We start from the raw sequence: 15,633 nt of genomic DNA, 5'->3' as shown, positions 1-15,633 counted from the left end.
TCTTAGGAATAGCTTTTTCAGGCGAGACCAGAATCTATTAGCCATAGTGGTTCAGCTCTATAATCCAAACGATAGATGCAGATGCAGATGCAGCAATAACAAAGCAGAAATAAACCCGTAGTAAACAGCTAGAACGCCTACTTTAGCTACTGCGGACACGAAGCAATGTTTCCGCTCACCGATTCACAAACCACATCCGCCTGCTCACCCCAAATCATTTGCTTATATACCGCCACCATCGGATTCTCTGACTGTTTTCTACTTTGGCGGTCAGATATTAACAGGGGAGCTGGTTCAGGTTGGGGATTCAACGCACCGAGGTTGGGTTGGGCCAACGGATAGGAATAGACCCGAATACCAACTTCAAACCTAGCGGAACGCTGCTCGTTAGGCGGTTTATTCTGTTCAGCCTGGAGTAACGTTCCCCTCGTCCGAAAAATCTGCATGAAGAACTCTGGTCTACAATCTCCATCCACATCGATCGGTACGGCCTGATTGGCCGGAATTTGCTGATTGGTATAACGAGAAGCACCGTTGAATGGCGACCCAGGGGGACAAGCCGCTCCATCTCGACGGGTGGTTTTGAGCTGATTGGTCAGTCCAGTCGGAGGACCAACAGCCTTGAGATTGGCAGCGTTTACCACAGCTGGAAGCCGCTGGCTTTGATGGTTGCCTTGCTGGACTAGGGTATTGATGCGGTCGATCTCATCTTGAGCAAGCTGGATGGCCTGCTCGGCCCGGCGATTTTGCACCCGTGTGGCCGTAGCAATCAGCAAGGGCGGTGTCACCATCGCCACGGTTAGCCCAATCAACAGGATGGCTACCAGGCATTCCATGATGGTCAACCCCTGTTCTGTAGGCCGCTGCCTGCCAGGACTGGAAACCTTTAAGGAACGCCGTAGCAGTAACAGCAGAGAATTTTGAGATGCATGGTTGGACGCTGACATGATTCGCATTCTCCGCAGAAATTACTCAGGACAGTTTAGATCAGGCTTTTCGGACTTCAGGCTATTACAGAGGTTGCTCACATAAGGATCATTCGCTGGCGGTTCGCTATAGAACTCACTGCGCACATCCTCTGCAAACTGGAACCGTTGGGCCACAGGGCCAGCCGGAGCATATTGCAACCCGACATCGTAACCCCAGCGCCGGTTGGGCGGATCGTAGTAGGTGATCCATTCGTTGTTGGCGTTATTGCCGGTAGTTGCAGGGCAATGACATTCTGCTGGGCGAATCTACCAACGATCTGCTGCGGGGTGGCGATGGCAACGACTTCCTGCGCGGCAACGAGGGGGCTGATATTCTCGTCGGTGGAGCGGGCAACGATGTCTTCTTCATCGAGGCAGGTAAAGGCACCGACATCATCCGCGATTTCCAGAAAGGCGAGGATCTAATCGGCCATCCCAGCAGTGTCACACCGGCAGACTTGAATATCACCCAAGGTGGCGGCGACCGCAGTGCTGATACGCTGATCAGCCTCAAGGCAACCGGCGAAGTGCTAGCCATTTTAACGGGCATCCAGGCCAACACTCTAGCAGTCTCCGATTTTGTGGCGATTGGTTAGATTGCGGTTACTGGACTGGATTAATTTGCGTGTGAACCATACTCGATTGCTCATGCGGGATAATGCCCGGAGGGCAATCTTTTTTTATCGCTCTAGTTTTATCGCTCTAGATTCTGCGCGATCTGCCGCTGAAATTGCCACAGCACTAACGCACTCACCGCCGCTCCCAGCAGCCCCACTCCCACCTGATGCCAGCCCGACACCCAGCACAGCACGCCAAAAATGCCAAACAACCCGCCAAAGCTGCCCGCCGCGATCAGCATATGCCCAATCGTTTGATTCGCATTGGTTAACCGTTGCGTCAGTTCCCCATCTTTGCCGACGCAGGCCGGATCATGCAGCAAATGTTGCAACGACTGGTATTTGTGTCGATCTAGCTGATAGTAGGTGCCCAACTCTGGATCGCGCAGACTTGCCACCGAACCTAAGCCAAACCGTTTAGCATGGGCAATCGCTTCTCGGATTTGTTTTTTCGTCGCCACTGGCTGCAATGCTTCAAAGATCGATTCGCGATACACGCCCGTCGAAGCCATGTCCAGAATTTTTTGACTCAATTCCGGAACCGAAAATTTACGAGTAATCAGAGAGTCGGGCATAGGGAAGTTTTGAGTTTTGAGCTTTGGTGGCGTAGCTTGCCGTTAGGCATAGCACGTAGTTTTGTAGATGCTTACTTCTGCGGGTCGCGCAGCGTTGCCGGAGGCAGTAGCAGTATTTTGAGTTTGGGGACTGGTTGGAGCCTTACCTCCATCTAAATTCTGTATTCTCAATTCTGTATTCTCAGTGTTCGAGCATCGATTTCCATCACTAAAGAGGATGAATCTGATTGCGTACCAAACGAGATCGACAACACTAGCTAAACAATTAGTCGCTGCAACGAATATTTTTATCATTCAATCCCACTGCCCGAAAAATAGCTGCATCTTCCGCCCAGATTCGGATAGACCTCGTCAAAGTAGAGAAGGCCGGATAGAAAAACGCCAATTTGGATGGAATGGTCATGGATCGGTGTCTTCAATATCCAGTCTTGATGAAATTCCCGATCCAGAAAGCTCAACCATAGTCCGGGCGACAACTCCATACCGCGACTGTAGCCATGACCTATTGGTTCTGGTACGCCCATAAATTCCTCAAAATCATCAAGCACCAAGTTGTCAGGCAGGATGGAAGTCTGCTGGCACAGTTCTTCCCAATCGGATTGGGTGAGGATGAGTGTCATGGTAGAGCGGAATCAGGTAGGGCTAATAAATGCAATTGATTCCTAATAACCCTATACTGTTACGGCTGATGCTGGTTCGCTGTCAAAACTCTGGGTGTAGCACAGTAGCCGACAATACAGCCTGCTATTCCCACGCTCAGACAGGGCAAATCCAATTGACGGTAAACTCCAGCGTTGAGTCGGAAACAGCTACCAAGTCAATTAGGACTGACTTTATAGCGATGCTGTGTTCCTTCACCTGGCGTAATCAATAACAGAGAACTGGGTGAATAAACTTTGGCGGTATGCCAGGTTCCACGCGGCACTAGCAGATAATCACCTGGAGCATTTAATAATACAGAGATTTCAGTCCCATTTTGCTCCAGGATGAAATCGACCTGACCTGACAGGAGACAGACAAACTCTTCTCCAGCAGGATGCCTTTCCCAGCTATCCCAGCTTTTCTCAAAGGTATAGTGTGAAATCAACCGCTTGCCTTTGAAGTCGCCAAATTGATGCTCAAGATCTGCATAAAAGCGATTGCTTACGGCCATGGGTATGGCATCGCCGTTGTCTCCAAGCACAACATAGACGGAGGTGATGTTAAAGATGTTAGACAGACTTTGTTGGCTAGTCATTCGCTCAACTTTCAATGATTGTGCTGAAGGTCAGGTGATATAGCCTAGATAGGCTCTGTAACTCAGGTCAGGTATGCCATCATTACTTACGTCGATAATGCACAGTCATAAACTGATGCCACTGTCCATCGTCACCTAGCATATGCGAGGTCATGACCCGGTGATTGTCGTTCTTCAGCTCAATCATGTCTTTGTACTTTGCCGTTCCGTTTCCGGTCATGGAAGGGCCTTCGTTATTCAGGGTCAGTGTGGTTTCAGAGGCATCTAGTTCACCATCATATATCCAGAGGTGAGACATCATTGACCCAATGAGGGCTCGGCACCGGAGGTGGAGGGGGGGGTCGACATGGAGCAATCCTTGGTCATCACGCCGCGCCGCATGGCGGGCGTTCGGTTTCAACTGAAGGGAAAACACAGCAGCATCAAGGCCCAAGAGCCCGGTCGGCCTACATCAGGCCCGGGCAAGACCATCGTGCCCCGCGGAGGGCGGCAGAGCGGTTCGCCCGCACCTCAAGGGTGCGCCACGACCCGTCGGCCCTCAGCGGGGCCGACGAATTCGAATCAAGACTCGCGCCGCAACTGCCATAATGCAGAGCATATCGGCATGTTCACCTGCTGACAACAGCCTGCGGCACTCGCAGCCGACTCGAGTATCCGAAGTCAGGGGGAGCACCACCGCCCGTAGCGGGGTTACTCGTGCTCGAAGACCGTCTGCGTCCGGATGACCAGGCCACCACTGGAGAACATGTGGTATGCCTCGACGTGCGCTTCGTCGTTGAAGGGCTGGATATCAAGCATGGACAGGCATGGCCCGACCTCGTCCATCCACCGGTGGATCAGCGCGCGACTGGAACGGCCATGCTCGAGCAGCTCGTGGTACGTCGAATCGAAGACATGCTCGGGCAGGTTCTCGCTCTGGATCGTTGCCATGTACACCATGCCGTGCCGGTCGAACTGGTACTCAAAGTCGTGCTCGCCGAGGGCGGGCGAGCTCGCCACCGGCTGCGCATTGGGCACGCGGAGGCCGCCGTCGGCCATCAACTCCAGTGCGCACGCCCCACGAAACTGGAACCGTAGCACGTGAGAGCCCGGCATCACCCACGTTTCGAGCTCGTACTTCTGGCCCGACACCACCCGCCGGCCTTTCAGCGGGAACAACTCAGGATGCAAAGCCCGGTTGAAAAGGTGCACCTGGTGGCCGTTCAAGGCCGTGGGCTTGGTTGGCATGCTCATGAAGCCGCGCTCCGACCCGAACCAATCGCCCATGACAAGGCGCATGGTCCGATTCGCATCCGGTGAATCGTGGTGCTCTCGATCCGGAACTCACCAGATCCATCCTGAGAAACTCCTTCTCAGTTTGGATCTCGGAGCGAACGAACCAAGATTCCCCTGACCACCCACGATTCATTGGGGCCCTTGTCGTGTCGCACACGACATGCAGTGCCCCGGCATGGAGAGCCTACCATCTCGCCCCAAGACTTCAAGTACAATTTTTGAAGATCGGGTATCGACTTGAAGCAGGGACCGGTAAGACGAGCACCGGGCAGGCGGCTCGCAGTGGAGACGTTTCAGGCTCATACGTAACGCCTGATCAAGCATTTGTAACGAGACTGAAACAGTCGCCAACCGTCTACAAACTCTGGTGTCTATACTGAAGGCACCGAGCGGTTGCAGGTGTGTTGTAGCGGTAGATAAAGGCATGGACAATTTATTTCGCGAATTTGAAGAACTGATGGACCAAGGCTTAGAAAGCCTCCTGGACGTGGTACGGGTGATCGAAGGCCGAGCCGAGTCCGAATTTAGAACCGAGCGCACCGACATCCGCTATAGCTCACCCAACCGAACAGCTCAAGCCCATCAAGAGCAACCTCTAGAAACCGACCTAGACAGCGACAATCCACCTGAGACGGTTCCTTTAAGCGGCATTGGTGGCCTATCTGAAGTCGTGCGAGAGCTGCGGGAACTGGTGGAACTGCCGTTGAAACGACCCGATTTGCTGAGTCTATTGGGGTTAGAACCAACAACGGGCGTACTGCTAGTGGGTCCGCCCGGTACAGGCAAAACCCTGACGGCTCGTGCTTTAGCCGCCGATTTAGGCGTAAACTATATTGCGATTGTCGGGCCAGAGGTGATGGGGCGCTACTACGGAGAAGCGGAAGGCCGCTTGCGCAGTCTGTTTCAGAAAGCGGCTCGTTCAGCTCCTTGCATCGTCTTCATCGACGAAATTGACAGCTTAGCCCCAGATCGCAGCAAAGTGGAGGGCGAGGTAGAAAAGCGGGTTGTGGCCCAACTTCTGAGCCTGATGGATGGATTTGCCAAGACCAAAGGCGTGATTGTCCTAGCCGCCACCAATCGGTCCGAGCATCTCGATCCGGCCCTACGCCGCCCCGGACGATTTGATCGCGAGGTGCAGTTTCGTGTACCCGACCGGGCTGGACGCCTAGAAATTCTGCGGCTCATGACAGCTCCTATGCCGCTCGATGCCTCGGTAGACCTGGACGTAATTGCCGATCTGTCAGTGGGAATGGTTGGAGCCGATCTGAAAGCTCTCTGCCAAAAAGCTGCCTACACCTCGCTGCGTCGCCTGCTGCCATCACTGGATAGTCCCATGCCAACCCGGTTGAGTGTGTCCCAGGTTGATTTTCTCCACGCTCTAAAGCAGATCAAACCCGCTGTCCTGCGAGCAATTGAAGTCGAAGTACCTAAATTATCATGGGACGACATTGGCGGGTTAGATACTGTGAAGCAAACCCTGCAAGAGTCAGTAGAAGGAGCCTTGCTCTATCCGGACCTCTATCACCGTACCAAGGCCAAATATTGCCACCGCTGGCGTCTGCTTCTGCGCGGGCTGTAATCTGGCTGCGATTCTGCATCCGCAGTGAGTCAGTGCCCGATAGCCGGATGATGCCGCCTCGGCCAGAGACGGTAGTGGCCTTGATCTCGCCTCGGTCTAAAATCAGATTTGCTACGTTGAGCTGAGCCACGCCACCTCGATTGCCTGAGCCAAAGTTGTCTGCGGATATTCTGGCCCCGTCTTCAATGGTCAACTGGGGGGTGGTTAGGGTCAGTCTTCTGGCATTTCCGGTTGCCCCCGGTTCAGCCGAGACTAAAATACCGCTGATGTTGTCGTCCCGTTCGACTGGAGCCGTGCCGCTGAGCAGTACCGAATCAGCCGCATTAACAGTGACAGTGCCGGCTCGTCCGGCCCCAAATGTATTGCTGGAGATTTGCGCTCCGCCCCGCACGATCAGCCGTTCAGTTTGTAGCGTTAAATTGCCGCCGTTGCCGGTAGCATTCGGTCTAACTTGCCCAAATAGGCCGCTGGCTCCCTGCTTAGAGTTGAGATTATCGGGGTCTCGGCCTGCTGCCTCAATCGATTCCAGTGCATTCACCGTCACATTACCAGCATCACCTGCTCCTAGGGTGTCAGTAGAAATTTGCGCGCCTGCTTGCAGCGTTAACCGCCTAGTGTCGATGGTTAGATTGCCGCTATTCCCGCTGGCTCGCCGCCTGGTTCGAGCGAACAAACCGCTGGGATACTGGTTATTGGGGGCTGCGCCAATCAAATCAACTGACTCTGACGCCCTAATGGTCAGATCCACGCCTCGTCCGGCTCCATAGGTGCCAGTTGAAATCTGTGCTCCATCCCGCAGGACCAGCCGTCTTGTTTCGATAATTAAACGCCCCTCCTCACCCGTCGCTTGCCGATAAACTTCATTGCGTAGCTCAGTGGGTCGATTTCCATCCTCCGGCGAAACACCCGACAGTTCAACTAGCTGCGAACTCACAACCCGCAATTTGCCTGCCTGCCCTCCAGTTGAGGTACCAGTTGAGGCATCAGCGGCTACCACGCTGCCTTGGGTGAACGTGATACGCCTGCCTTGAATCTGAATCTCTCCGCCTTGATTGCCCGTATTGACAGCCGCCTGATTGGATAAATGAATGTCCGCAAGATTTCGGCGGCTTGCCAATCCCAATCCCCAGCCTTGATCGAGGGGCCGCAGGTTAACAGCGCCCGTTCCGCCTACCGCAGCGAGTTCAACCCGTCCTGCCGTTGCTGCTAAACCAAAAAAGATTCTATCTTAAAGTTTGACTAAAACTGTCTAGACAATGGGGTACACCTCAGTTGGCTATTTCATGATTGCAGCATTGTTGCTGATGCTGTTTTGGTGTAGGCAACCTAAGCAGATCTTTTTGCTAGTAACCAGTTTGATTGTCTTCAGTGGTGCTTTAGCCCATGGTGAGTATGGCTTGCTGCTAGTACAGAACTATCTGGTTCCGGAACTGCTGCTGCGGTTGATTTTGGGTTTAGATTTGAGCACAGCAGTGCTGGCTGCTATCACTATAGTGTGGTGGTACTGCTATAGTCTAGAAACAATTCCCTTGCTGCTCACCCAGCCTCAAATCCAGCTCACGGCAGCCGATCAAGAATTGGCCAGCGTCAAAGCTAAGTTGGCATCGCTGTTAGCCCACACCGCAGAGCTATCGGCAGCCAATCAACAGCTAATTACGAAGGTAGAGCAACACCAGCAAGCTGAGGCAAAACTGGCTCAACTGAATCAAGAGCTAGAACAATCCGCCCATCAGCGCCTCACCGACCTGCGCCAAGCGAATTTGTTTTTGCAGAGCCAAGTCACAGAACGCCAACAGGCAGAACTTAAGCTACGGCAATCCCAACAGCTTTTGCAGCTCGTGATGGACAACATTCCGCAATTGATTTTCTGGAAAGACCGCAATTCGGTTTACTTGGGCTGTAATCAAAGTTTTGCGGTTGCTGCTGGTGTGAATTCACCTCAAGATGTTGTAGGCAAAACCGATTATGATTTGCCTTGGAAACCGCAAGAAACCGAATGGTTTCGTCAGTGCGATCGGCGGGTAATGGAATCGGATACGGCTGAGTTGGGCATTGTTGAACCAATTCTGCAAGCAGACGGACAGCAAGCTTGGGTGGAAACCAATAAAATTCCGCTGCATGATAGTGCTGGTGATGTGGTTGGTGTGCTGGGCACGGCTGAAGATATTACACACCGAGTCCAAGCGGAAGTCACCCTCAGGCAACTCAACGAAGAACTGGAACGCCGCGTTGAGGAACGCACCACGGAACTACGCCAAGCAATTGCCCAGCTGGAGCATGAAATCAAAGAACGCCGAGAAGCCGAAGCTGCGCTCAGCCAAAGTGAAAAGCGCTTTCAAAAGCTGACGGCCAGTGCTCCGGGATTGATCTATCAGTTTCAGCTTGATCCGGATGGTTCCTATACCTTTCCCTATCTTTCTTCTGGTTGTTACGACATCTACGAAATTGAACCAGCCGCAGAGAATACTCGGCGTAGGCAACCGTAACGAATGGCCGAGTGTCAATATCCTGTAATGTTTCGGCCCAAACAGTTTGGGGAGCAGTAAGCATGATTGGCAACGCGGCTAGCAGTCCAGAAGTTGTGAGGAGTTTCATAGCAAGTTCCAGCTTACAATCAGTGATTTCTGTCAGTAGCTACAGATTGCAGGTGCCCAATTACGCAAAGGCCAGATTAACTTTGTTGAGCTTTCATTCGCAATCGCACTAAATACTCCTCGTTTCTGCGTCCTTCGACTGAATTGGTAGCTCGCTCTAGCAAAACTACTTCAAATTCAGGCTGAAACTGCTGATATAGCTCTGTTACAGATACTCCAAACGGAGGTCCCCCTACCCGGTCATGGGTCCAAAACAAGCCAATCAATTCACCTACGGGGCGCAACAGATTCTGCACTAACCGCACGTAGTTACCTCGCTGCTCTGGAAGAATGGCGCAGAAGCAGGTGTGTTCCAGCACATAGTCAAACTGATTGGCAAATTCAGCGTCTAGTTCAAAAATATCGCGCTGTAGAAACTGAGCTGATAACCCTCGTTCCTGGGCTGCTGCCCTAGCCGCTACAATCGCAGATGGCGCAAAATCAAATCCCACGACTTCAAATCCATGTTGGGCAAACAGGAGAGCATCATGCCCACGTCCCGATCCTAAGACCGCAATTCGTCCGGGTGCGGGTGCTTGGAGCGATTGCAGCAAACTGACAAACGGCGGTGCGGGCTGACCCAAATCCCATCGATCGGTACCGTCTTGATAGCGTCCTTCCCAAAACTCGGCGGTGAGTGCAGGCGTCGGTTGCGGATCAGACATAGGTAGAATAGATGAGAAAGCTTCATAAACCTTAGCATAACTGCCTTCATCGCCCCGTTTCCTGTCTCTACGGTTGGACGACTCGACTAAGCTCCAATTTATTTCCTCAGTTCCTATGCTTGATGCCTTACAAACCGCACTTTATCAACTTGAGCACTTTGCAGATGGATTAGTGTCTACGCAGCTTACCCACCTGACACCACTCAGCGTTGGGATTATTTTTGGAGCAGGGCTGCTGACCAGTTTGACTCCCTGTATGATCTCGATGCTGCCCATCACAATTGGTTACATTGGCGGCTACGAGGCAAAAACTCGCTGGCAGGCGGCCATTCAATCGACTTGGTTTGCCCTAGGGCTAGCAACTACATTGGCTGGCTTGGGTATCATCGCTGCAATTGTTGGCAAGGTGTATGTTGGAAAGGATATTAACAATCGCCAGTCGAAAAAACCGTTGAGATAGGGATTGGTCTAGATCTGTCACCAGCAGGGGAGGAGAGTGGCTGGCCTGAGAAGAGTGGGCTGGTGGCATGAAGCTGGGCGGCAAATGAATACTCCAACTAATAGCTGCGGGACGATCGAGGTTTAGACAGCATCCAGGCAGCAATGATGCCACCGATGAATCCAAATAGGTGACCTTGCCAGGAAATGCCGATTCGGGTGGGCAGAACGCCCCAAATCATTCCGCCGTACAGGATACCAACTATGAGCGACATCAGAATTGAACCAAAACTGCGCTCAAAGTAACCCCGCGATAGCAGAAAGCCCAAGTAACCAAATACAAGGCCGCTAGCACCGATATGGATGGTAAAGGGAGAGGCAAATAGCCAGGTGCCCAAACCAGACACCAGCATCACAATGATTGTGACTGGCCAAAAATCGCTCGTGCGCCGCAGCATCACCAACCAACCCAAGATCAAAAATGGCACCGTGTTGGCAATGAGATGCAGCAGGTTGCCGTGCAGAAACGGCGCAAACAAGACCCCACGTAGGCCAATCAGCGAACGAGGCCAAATCCCAAACTGGTCTAGCGCCCCGCCTAGAAACAAATCGAGGATTTCCAACGCCCACATCAAACCTACAAAGCCGCCCAGAATGCCAATTTGGGCTTTAACTTCGCCTACTAAACCTCTCACTTCATCGCTACGACTCATGACTCATCCTCGGCTGATTTTTCTGAGCAAAGGTCAGTACCAGACTCATTCTAGCCAGACCTAATTCAGATCAACCTGTATTCCGCATACCGGCAGCAATGCCGTTGATCGTCAAGAGGGCACCCCGCAGCAGTTCGCCCCGACTGTAGCGGGAGCGAATCACTCCCGATGCGGCACTCGATTTATGTTGACGCAGCCGCTTCAATAGCGACACTTGTAAAAAGCCCAGCGGTACGATTGTGTTGTTACGCAACTGCACCGAGCGCTGTAAGTCTGGATCTCCATCGAGCAGGCGGGGATGGCCCGTAATTTTCAGCACCAGATCCCGAGTTAAGTAGTATTCGTTGGCAATTTGCTCGAACACCCCTTCTAGGCGCTCCCGGTCTTCAGGATGGCTGAGTTCCTGCACATAGTGGTGGGCGATCTGCAAATCCACCTTCGAGAGGGTCATCTCACACTTGGAAATCGCCATTTTGAAGAAGGGCCACTTGTAGTAGAAGTAGCGCAGCAGCTTTCGAAAACTATGGCTGTTTGGTGGGCTATCCTGACCAGTTGTTTCGGGGCAACCGTGCTCTAACGCGCTATGAATTTGCGGCTGGTCTCAATGCCTGCCTCAACCGGATGCAGCAATTACTAGCAACCGAACTGGAGCGCTATGCGACCCGAGCCGAACTAGCGGTTGTGGAACGGTTGATGTCGGAATTTGCGGCTGAGTTAGCGGCCCTTCAATCCGATATCACGAACCTGGAACAGCGATTTGCCAATCTGCAATCAGCTTCAACCTTGCGACTTCAAGGAGAGACGATTTTTTCGATTAGTGAGGTTTTGGCTGGGGATGAAGAGGGGCTGAATAATCCGGTGTTGCAAAGTCGCACCAATCTCACCTTTGATGCCAGCTTTAGCGGAGAAGATCGGCTGCGGGCCACTTTAGAGTTCGGCAACTTTGAGCGCTTTACGCTTCCGGAGTCTACCAACGAAGGGCGTTTCAGCTTTGCGACCGGCACCGACGAGGGCGAGATCGGCTTAGATACGCTGTCCTATGAATTTCCGGCAGGGGACGATGTTACGGTGCTCGCAATTGCCAAGGGCGGCAATTTGAATGATTTCATTACCAACATCAATCCCTTGTCTAGCAGCGGTACGGCCACAATTTCCCGATTTGGGCAGCGCAATCCGATCTACCGCGGCTCTGGTTTCGATGTGGGCACGGGCATCGGAGCCAATATTTTCCTACTGGATGACCTGGCGATAGAGGTTGGCTACATTGCCGCCAACAGTTCCAATCCCAGCCTGGGCAATGGCCTGTTCAATGGTGGCTATGGGATGATTGGTCAGATTACAGCCACACCTGAACCCCTGGAGCTATCTCTTACCTACGCCCACTCCTATGTTCCGGACGGCGGCAACAGCACCGGCACCGGCAGCATTCCAGCAGCTCTTGAGGTTGAGTATACCAATGCAGAAAACACTCGTCCGGTAGTCGTCAACTCCTATGGCCTTGGCATCAATTACGCCATCAGCGATGGCTTTCAACTGGGAGGCTGGGTCGGGCATTCTGCCGTGCGAGCGATTGGCCTAGGGGATGCCGATGTTTGGAACTATGCGGTGCATCTCAGTTTCCCTGATTTGGGCGGTGAGGGCAATTTGGGCGGCATCATTGTTGGCATGGAACCCCGCTTGAGCGGGACCACACCTGGGTTGGGAGCAGCATTGGGCAGACGTCGGGATCTAGATGTTGGTTTGCATGTAGAAGGCTTCTACCGGATGATATTTGCCTCTCATCAATTGAGCTTATTGTGGCCTTGAGGAGGCTAAATCCCGCTCTTGGATGAAAGGAGCCAGGTTTCTTCTCACTTCTGGCTCCTAAATTCTTCCTACTTCCACCCAGCCCGGTCCATGATCCGCAGTGCTTCAGCACTATTCCGACCAATCTCAGCCGCGTTAATTGGGTCTTCCTTAAAGCTGCCGTAGCTAGCCAAGATTGGATCAAGCGTTACGCCTTCAACCACTGGGTATTCGTTATTACCCTGAGCAAAAATAGCTTGGGATTCCGGTGTAGCCAGATGTTCTAGGAACCGAATGGCGGCTTCTTTATTAGGAGCAGTTTTCAAAACACCCGCGCCGCTGATATTGACATGAGTGCCGCGATCCCGCTGATTAGGAAAGAAAATATTCACCTGTTCAGCGACCGCTTTATCCTCTGGTGTATCAGACTTGGCCAAGCGAATCAGGTAGTAAGTGTTTGCCAGAGCCAAGGACCCCACCCCAGCCGCACAAGCTTGAATTTGGGCTGTGTCATTGCCTTCGGGCGGGCGGGCAAAGTTGGCAACCAAACCGCGCACCCAGGCTTCGGTTTCCTGAGGACCATGGGCCGCCAGCATCGAAGCAACCAGCGAAATGCTATAGATGTTGGTCGAAGAACGGGTCAGAACTTGGCCTTGCCATTGGGGTTCAACCAGCGCCTCATAGGTAGACAGCTGGGCTGGATTCACCTTCGACTTGTTGTACATGATTACCCGTGCCCGCTTAGAGAAGCCATACCACAAGCCTTCTGGATGGCGCAAATTAGTAGGAATAGCTTGATTGAGGGCATTGGAGCTGATGGGTTGAAACAGTCCTTCGGCTTCCGCTCGCCAGAGACGGCCAATATCAACCGTCATCAGGATATCAGCAGGGCTGTTTGCTCCTTCGCTCTTAATCCGCTCGATCAGTGGATCGGCTTCTGCCTCAATCAGGTTCACTTTAATGCCGGTTGCCGCCGTAAAGCTGTCGTAGAGCGTCTGATCGGTATCGTAGTGACGCGACGAGTAAAGATTGACCACATTATCGGTTTGAGCGACTCGAATTGCCGGACCTTGCTGGGCTATAGCCTTTGATTTGCCCATCTGACCTACTGTCACTGCCGCTGCTGCTGCACTCACACCAATAAAGGCACGCCGAGAAATTTTGCTCATTTTTCGTTTCCTAATTGCCCATTTATCTATCGTGAAAACACTGTGACTACTCAAACCAAAGAGTTTCGTATCAGCAACGAATTGCCCAAGACCAAAGCCGCAAGAGTATCGCCCGTGAGCTAGCGGCCCAGTCAGAGGCAATCCGCGAAAGCAACGAGCCATTGACCACAAGTGTACTGGTTGCTATGGAATCTCTCCACTCTGCCATTTTGACCGAAGGAACAACTGCCCTACTGAATAGCTTGAGTTCGCTAGCGTATCGAGAACCCAATTCGTTGGATCTGGGGAACGTTGAGCGAGCGCTTTTGAGTGCAAATGGTAGATACGTAGCGATATCAGTAAAGAGCAGCAAGCAGCAAATTCAAATCAAAGAAATTAGTAACGGGCGAGAAATTGCCAAACTGAATACTGAAGGAGATATAACTGCTGTTGCCTCCAGCCCAAATCAACGATTAATCGTTGCAGGTAGTGGCATCGTGCAGGTTTGGGATTTGAATACGCAGCAAGTGATTGCTCGCATCAAGGTAGAAAAGCCAGTGAACCTCTTGGCCCTGAGTCCAGACGGCAAGTGGTTAGCTACAGCCGACAAAGAGGCTAAAACAGCGCAGCTTTGGCAGGTGAACAGTAAAACAGCGGTGGCCCAGATCGAGCACGGCGCGAATCTCAATAGCATCGTCTTCAGCCCAGATAGTCAATCCTTAGCAACAGCAGGTGGCTCTACAGCTAGGCTATGGTCAATTAGCCGTAACAAGAACGCCACTGAAGGGGTAGCCGTGACTCCAAGTGCCATGTTCAACTATGAAGTGGTGGATACAGTCCTAGACGTAACCTACAGCCCCGATGGCAGTAAGCTTGCCACGGCTAGTCGGGAAGGGGTGCAGGTGTGGGAGATCGAGAGCAAACGCCGGATTGCTCACTTAAATCAGGATCAGGCGGTGAGTCGGGTTGTGTTTAGCCCAAATGGAGAGTTTGTGGCAACGGCTGGGTTTGGCGACGAGAATGATATGGTGCAAATCTGGGAGATTGCCAACAGCAAAGAACTTTCCCGTCTTAGCCACGGTGCAGGAGTATGGGATTTGGCCTACAGTGCGGGTGGAGATGCACTGACGACTACCAGTCGGGACGGCAAAACCCAAACCTGGAGGTTGGGCAGCCAGCTAGAGGTGACGCGCCTAGAGCACCAGTCCGGCGTTACCGATTTGGCCTACAGTCGAGATGGCAAGTTTATCGTCACGGCAGGAGGCGAAACGGCCCGCGTCTGGGAGGTCAGCAGCGCTCATTCGGTAGTGGAGATCAACAGTAAAGCACCTGTGCTGCAGCTCTGTTTTCCTGCTTCAAGAAGTTGAGAATTTCGATCATTTCAGGCTGAACATCAACTGCAAACACCTTGCCCTGCGGCAGATAGGAACTGAGCCGAAAACTAAAGTAGCCGCTGCCCGCACCAATGTCTGCCACCACATCGGTGGGTTGAAGGTTGAGGTCCTTGACCACTTGATCGGGCTGTTCCTCCACCCTTCGACTTGGACGCTCCAACCAAGCTGCTCCCTGATGTCCCATGACTTGAGCGATTTCTCTACCTAGATAGAACTTGCCAATGCCATCCGGATTGTGAACCAATCGCTGTGCATAGGGTGTTGCTTCCGATGACAATAGCCGATTTGCCAGTCCTGGATGGCACCCTGCCAATAGCAAGCTGATTATCGCCAGTCCAACAACTCCAATTTTGACTAACAGATGATTCATTGAAAACACATGCATGAGACATACTCTATATACTACGCTCGCAACATCAAATAGTTTGCTTTGCTAATGCAAAAAGGTCGGTAGATTCAGAAGTTTTTGCATCATAGGATTGAACCAGAGATGACGTGATGAGATAGAAAGAAGCACAAAAAATAAATTGTAATGAAAAACACAATAAATCTTTCTCGACTAAATCTGTAGGCCAGAACTTGTCAAACTGAGCAATAATCGAGTTA

General features: G+C 52.3%; 18 protein-coding genes. 7 read left to right on the top strand and 11 right to left on the bottom strand.

Annotated features, from left to right (window positions below; all coding sequences use genetic code 11):
- Positions 1 to 146: 146 nt before the first annotated feature.
- On the bottom strand, positions 147 to 947 hold the full coding sequence (locus JVX88_RS33335) for a type II secretion system protein (RefSeq protein ID WP_211622928.1): 801 nt from the start codon (positions 945 to 947) through the stop codon (positions 147 to 149).
- A 257-nt stretch (positions 948 to 1,204) separates the two neighbouring features.
- Between JVX88_RS33335 and JVX88_RS33330 the strand changes: the two genes are divergently transcribed.
- Positions 1,205 to 1,564, top strand: a complete 360-nt coding sequence (locus tag JVX88_RS33330; protein ID WP_211622926.1) for a hypothetical protein — start codon at positions 1,205 to 1,207, stop codon at positions 1,562 to 1,564.
- A gap of 98 nt (positions 1,565 to 1,662) precedes the next feature.
- Here the strand turns inward: JVX88_RS33330 and JVX88_RS33325 are convergent, their stop codons facing one another.
- From JVX88_RS33325 to JVX88_RS33310, 4 genes are all read right to left on the bottom strand, one after another.
- Positions 1,663 to 2,160, bottom strand: coding sequence for a hypothetical protein (locus JVX88_RS33325; protein WP_211622924.1), 498 nt, complete (start codon positions 2,158 to 2,160; stop codon positions 1,663 to 1,665).
- Positions 2,161 to 2,450: 290 nt separating this feature from the next.
- Complete coding sequence (locus tag JVX88_RS33320) at positions 2,451 to 2,780, bottom strand: hypothetical protein (protein ID WP_211622922.1); 330 nt, start codon at positions 2,778 to 2,780, stop codon at positions 2,451 to 2,453.
- 197 nt (positions 2,781 to 2,977) lie between these two features.
- Positions 2,978 to 3,412, bottom strand: coding sequence for a cupin domain-containing protein (locus JVX88_RS33315; RefSeq protein ID WP_211622920.1), 435 nt, complete (start codon positions 3,410 to 3,412; stop codon positions 2,978 to 2,980).
- 67 nt (positions 3,413 to 3,479) lie between these two features.
- A complete protein-coding gene (locus JVX88_RS33310; protein WP_211622918.1) occupies positions 3,480 to 3,698 on the bottom strand; it encodes a DUF1579 family protein in 219 nt (72 codons plus the stop codon).
- 78 nt (positions 3,699 to 3,776) lie between these two features.
- On the opposite strand from JVX88_RS33310, the gene JVX88_RS33305 reads away from it, so the two are divergent.
- Entirely contained in the window at positions 3,777 to 4,016 is a 240-nt protein-coding gene (locus JVX88_RS33305; protein WP_211622916.1) for a hypothetical protein, read from the top strand.
- Positions 4,017 to 4,087: 71 nt separating this feature from the next.
- On the opposite strand, the gene JVX88_RS33300 is transcribed toward JVX88_RS33305, so the two are convergent.
- The gene (locus tag JVX88_RS33300) at positions 4,088 to 4,675 is read right to left on the bottom strand and encodes a DUF2617 family protein (protein ID WP_211622914.1); all 588 of its coding nucleotides are present in this window, start codon (positions 4,673 to 4,675) and stop codon (positions 4,088 to 4,090) included.
- Positions 4,676 to 5,096: 421 nt separating this feature from the next.
- On the opposite strand from JVX88_RS33300, the gene JVX88_RS33295 reads away from it, so the two are divergent.
- Together JVX88_RS33295 and JVX88_RS33290 are read left to right on the top strand one after the other, a co-directional pair.
- Complete coding sequence (locus tag JVX88_RS33295; protein ID WP_211622912.1) at positions 5,097 to 6,251, top strand: AAA family ATPase; 1,155 nt, start codon at positions 5,097 to 5,099, stop codon at positions 6,249 to 6,251.
- 1,256 nt (positions 6,252 to 7,507) lie between these two features.
- Positions 7,508 to 8,737: a PAS domain-containing protein gene (locus JVX88_RS33290; protein WP_211622909.1), complete on the top strand. Its 1,230-nt coding sequence runs from the start codon at positions 7,508 to 7,510 to the stop codon at positions 8,735 to 8,737.
- Positions 8,738 to 8,922: 185 nt separating this feature from the next.
- On the opposite strand, the gene JVX88_RS33285 is transcribed toward JVX88_RS33290, so the two are convergent.
- On the bottom strand, positions 8,923 to 9,549 hold the full coding sequence (locus JVX88_RS33285; RefSeq protein WP_211622907.1) for a methyltransferase domain-containing protein: 627 nt from the start codon (positions 9,547 to 9,549) through the stop codon (positions 8,923 to 8,925).
- Between the two features lie 115 nt (positions 9,550 to 9,664).
- Here JVX88_RS33285 and JVX88_RS33280 point away from each other — a divergent pair, with 115 nt between their 5' ends.
- Complete coding sequence (locus JVX88_RS33280; RefSeq protein ID WP_211622899.1) at positions 9,665 to 10,009, top strand: cytochrome c biogenesis CcdA family protein; 345 nt, start codon at positions 9,665 to 9,667, stop codon at positions 10,007 to 10,009.
- A gap of 97 nt (positions 10,010 to 10,106) precedes the next feature.
- On the opposite strand, the gene JVX88_RS33275 is transcribed toward JVX88_RS33280, so the two are convergent.
- The gene (locus JVX88_RS33275; RefSeq protein ID WP_211622897.1) at positions 10,107 to 10,700 is read right to left on the bottom strand and encodes a rhomboid family intramembrane serine protease; all 594 of its coding nucleotides are present in this window, start codon (positions 10,698 to 10,700) and stop codon (positions 10,107 to 10,109) included.
- Between the two features lie 70 nt (positions 10,701 to 10,770).
- Positions 10,771 to 11,208 carry a phosphoenolpyruvate carboxylase gene (locus JVX88_RS33270; protein WP_317134681.1) on the bottom strand — a complete coding sequence of 146 codons (438 nt, stop codon included), beginning with the start codon at positions 11,206 to 11,208 and terminating at the stop codon, positions 10,771 to 10,773.
- A 26-nt stretch (positions 11,209 to 11,234) separates the two neighbouring features.
- Here JVX88_RS33270 and JVX88_RS33265 point away from each other — a divergent pair, with 26 nt between their 5' ends.
- On the top strand, positions 11,235 to 12,506 hold the full coding sequence (locus JVX88_RS33265) for an iron uptake porin (RefSeq protein WP_211622895.1): 1,272 nt from the start codon (positions 11,235 to 11,237) through the stop codon (positions 12,504 to 12,506).
- A gap of 68 nt (positions 12,507 to 12,574) precedes the next feature.
- Here the strand turns inward: JVX88_RS33265 and JVX88_RS33260 are convergent, their stop codons facing one another.
- Positions 12,575 to 13,654, bottom strand: a complete 1,080-nt coding sequence (locus JVX88_RS33260) for a Fe(3+) ABC transporter substrate-binding protein (protein ID WP_211622886.1) — start codon at positions 13,652 to 13,654, stop codon at positions 12,575 to 12,577.
- Between the two features lie 185 nt (positions 13,655 to 13,839).
- Here JVX88_RS33260 and JVX88_RS41455 point away from each other — a divergent pair, with 185 nt between their 5' ends.
- A complete protein-coding gene (locus JVX88_RS41455) occupies positions 13,840 to 15,000 on the top strand; it encodes a WD40 repeat domain-containing protein (protein WP_211622884.1) in 1,161 nt (386 codons plus the stop codon).
- Here the strand turns inward: JVX88_RS41455 and JVX88_RS33250 are convergent.
- Positions 14,948 to 15,397 carry a class I SAM-dependent methyltransferase gene (locus JVX88_RS33250; protein WP_211622882.1) on the bottom strand — a complete coding sequence of 150 codons (450 nt, stop codon included), beginning with the start codon at positions 15,395 to 15,397 and terminating at the stop codon, positions 14,948 to 14,950. The genes JVX88_RS41455 and JVX88_RS33250 overlap by 53 nt on opposite strands.
- Positions 15,398 to 15,633 lie beyond the last annotated feature (236 nt).

This window comes from Leptolyngbya sp. 7M (genome assembly GCF_018128485.1).
Note: the sequence above shows the minus strand (reverse complement) of the source record. Positions and strands in the feature narration are given on the sequence as shown.

Excerpts from the sequence above, each read along its gene's own strand:
- JVX88_RS33325 (WP_211622924.1), bottom strand. The coding sequence starts at position 2,160 with ATGCCCGACTCTCTGATTACTCGTAAATTTTCGGTTCCGGAATTGAGT.
- JVX88_RS33335 (WP_211622928.1), bottom strand. The coding sequence starts at position 947 with ATGTCAGCGTCCAACCATGCATCTCAAAATTCTCTGCTGTTACTGCTA.
- JVX88_RS33310 (WP_211622918.1), bottom strand. The coding sequence starts at position 3,698 with ATGATGTCTCACCTCTGGATATATGATGGTGAACTAGATGCCTCTGAA.
- JVX88_RS33280 (WP_211622899.1), top strand. The coding sequence starts at position 9,665 with ATGCTTGATGCCTTACAAACCGCACTTTATCAACTTGAGCACTTTGCA.
- JVX88_RS33305 (WP_211622916.1), top strand. The coding sequence starts at position 3,777 with ATGGCGGGCGTTCGGTTTCAACTGAAGGGAAAACACAGCAGCATCAAG.
- JVX88_RS33290 (WP_211622909.1), top strand. The coding sequence starts at position 7,508 with ATGGGGTACACCTCAGTTGGCTATTTCATGATTGCAGCATTGTTGCTG.
- JVX88_RS33250 (WP_211622882.1), bottom strand. The coding sequence starts at position 15,397 with ATGAATCATCTGTTAGTCAAAATTGGAGTTGTTGGACTGGCGATAATC.
- JVX88_RS33285 (WP_211622907.1), bottom strand. The coding sequence starts at position 9,549 with ATGTCTGATCCGCAACCGACGCCTGCACTCACCGCCGAGTTTTGGGAA.
- JVX88_RS33275 (WP_211622897.1), bottom strand. The coding sequence starts at position 10,700 with ATGAGTCGTAGCGATGAAGTGAGAGGTTTAGTAGGCGAAGTTAAAGCC.
- JVX88_RS33295 (WP_211622912.1), top strand. The coding sequence starts at position 5,097 with ATGGACAATTTATTTCGCGAATTTGAAGAACTGATGGACCAAGGCTTA.
- JVX88_RS33300 (WP_211622914.1), bottom strand. The coding sequence starts at position 4,675 with ATGCGCCTTGTCATGGGCGATTGGTTCGGGTCGGAGCGCGGCTTCATG.
- JVX88_RS33320 (WP_211622922.1), bottom strand. The coding sequence starts at position 2,780 with ATGACACTCATCCTCACCCAATCCGATTGGGAAGAACTGTGCCAGCAG.
- JVX88_RS41455 (WP_211622884.1), top strand. The coding sequence starts at position 13,840 with ATGGAATCTCTCCACTCTGCCATTTTGACCGAAGGAACAACTGCCCTA.
- JVX88_RS33260 (WP_211622886.1), bottom strand. The coding sequence starts at position 13,654 with ATGAGCAAAATTTCTCGGCGTGCCTTTATTGGTGTGAGTGCAGCAGCA.